This window comes from Rhizobium pisi (assembly GCF_003938655.1).
In the GTDB taxonomy this organism is placed as follows: Bacteria; Pseudomonadota; Alphaproteobacteria; order Rhizobiales; family Rhizobiaceae; genus Rhizobium; species Rhizobium pisi.
Genome location: NZ_RJJT01000057.1, coordinates 1 through 2,166, shown reverse-complemented (window position 1 = coordinate 2,166; position 2,166 = coordinate 1). Strand labels below are relative to the sequence as shown.

The window sequence follows — 2,166 nt, the reverse complement described above, 5'->3', positions numbered from 1 at the left end:
TCGGCGACCTGCTGCCGTTCAACTACTCCAAGACTACCGTGACCTGATAGAGCCGGATATCGAAACCGGTGCGATGGCGCTTTAGCGGTGCCGAAGCCGTCAAGGCGCATCGAAAATCGCGCTTACGATACAGGCGAGCCCCGAATAAGGGACCGTTCTCTAATGCTTGCAATCGCGTACTGGAACCTGGGTAAGCGAGCCCAAGTTCAGCATGTGGTCGATCTGACCTTCGAATTGACCGAGTCTCCGAGCCTATCGGGACCACACGGGGAAGCTATTATCGGGCTGTCAGAAACGGGGAGGATCTCGGTACAGAGCCTAAGGGCCGCTCTCGGAACTGCGTTTTCGGTATACGCTAGCGACTACAAATCCTTTATATGCATCTCGAAATTGGCGTCAGGACAACTTACATCGGAATTCGAGGAGGAGCATGCTTGGCCCTTCCTGCTGCACCGAGGCGCTGGCCAGACGCTCGAAACGCATTGTTTGTGGTTTGTTCATAGGCCGTCACCATTTGGAAAATTTAATCCCCGGACCTACTCCACTCTCGACGCCGCCAAGCTTCGGCAGCGCGTTGAAGTAAGGGAGGCTGAGCAGGCGATTGCAAAGTCCATACTGATTGGCGACTTCAATAGCGACCCATACTGCGATTCCATGGTTGCCGCAGGTGCACTCAATTCTGCTATGTGTAGGAATATCGCCTCTCACATGCGTTTCCGCACTGAAGGAAAAGGGCGATATCAGAAAAAGATCCCAATGTTTTACAATGCGATGTGGGCAAACCTGGGGGATCAGACCTCAACAGCACAGCCTGGCTCCTTCTTCAATGACGGGGACATATCGGATTCCACGATTTGGCACGCATTAGACCAAGTTCTTATTAGGCCTTCATTGATCCCCACACTGCCAACCGGGACGCCAAAATATTTGACGAATATAAGAGCGACGAACCTGCTGAAGCCACAGTCAAACGGAATCGACACTACAATCTCTGATCACCTTCCTGTGGTCGTCACAATGAAAATTTGAGTTTCGAGCATGGTCAGTTACAGCGGCGATCAGCATACTTCGGATAGGCTCTTGTCGCTTCTCCGAGCTCAGGCAGACAAACTGGTGGCGCTTTGGTCAAACACGATCCAGTTTGATGTCAGACATGAGCTTGAATCAGTTACCGCCCTCACAACACTGGTGGCGTGGCCGGGTTGGCATCCAGAATCGGCTTTTGACTTCCTGACAATAAGATCGTTTGACGGCGATGTTCCGGCGATATGCATATCGCCATTCGAGGATACGCCCAGGAAAGTAGTCTCAGTCCCCGAACTCGTTGAATACATCAACACGGCGCTTAACTCCTCTGCCGCAGTTGAGGTGCTCAACGCGATGTCGGAACGAGCATATGAGAGCTATCGCAATAAGACTGAACTGCACCGGCAAGATCATTTCGAAAAGGTGCAAGTCGGACACCCGTTCCTCGATAGCCGAGGTCGCCTTTGCGCGAAATTGTCTGTTAATGGCGTCTCAGGCTTCATAAAGGCAGCTACACTTAAAAAACTGGCAATACCGCCCGGTGAAGCCGGTAGCGCCTATGGCTTCAGAGATAGGGAAGACTTCTTTGCAAAGCTGACCCTACTTGGTCCTGCAAGAGTGAGGCTAACCGAAAAGGAAGTCTCTGAACTAGTTGAATGGGCTCGCTACATCTTGTCGCTCAATATCAGAATGTAGGACCTGGCAGCAGTATAGGACCGGGATCATACTGGATGGCTATTTCAGTTTTCCGATCCATGCGCCTATGAATCTTTTGTGAAGATCGTCTTCGACGGTGACAGCCAGATTAGCCCTGAGCGGTCACATAGAAGGTACGTCGAACACGCGCCGTCCGTCGACTGTTTGGATCAGCTGGCTTTCGGGCGAACCGTCGCCCTGTGAACAATTGCTGCGGCGTCCAAGCCGTCTCTCGAGGTCGAACATTAATGCAAGCGATGATCCGGAAGGTGGGATCAGGACTGCGCTTACGGTTTTCGCGCTTTGCTGGAACAACCATGACCTGCCACTGAACTTTCATCCAGCGGCGGTTAGAGCCTCGGCGGCTTTGAATACGCCAAATGGCGCGGTGTGAGCAACCGGCGGAAACGCGAAGCTTTCATCTTGCGCAGCGTTGGAGCCGGT

At 52.6% G+C, this 2,166-nt stretch carries 1 protein-coding gene; it reads left to right on the top strand.

The annotated features are described in order from the left end of the window. Positions 1–1,038: 1,038 nt before the first annotated feature. Positions 1,039–1,722: a hypothetical protein gene (locus EFD55_RS32825; RefSeq protein ID WP_125851274.1), complete on the top strand. Its 684-nt coding sequence runs from the start codon at positions 1,039–1,041 to the stop codon at positions 1,720–1,722. Positions 1,723–2,166 lie beyond the last annotated feature (444 nt).

What these genes read in the sequence shown, in the direction of transcription:
- EFD55_RS32825 (WP_125851274.1), top strand. Translation starts at nt 1,039, where the DNA reads ATGGTCAGTTACAGCGGCGATCAGCATACTTCGGATAGGCTCTTGTCG.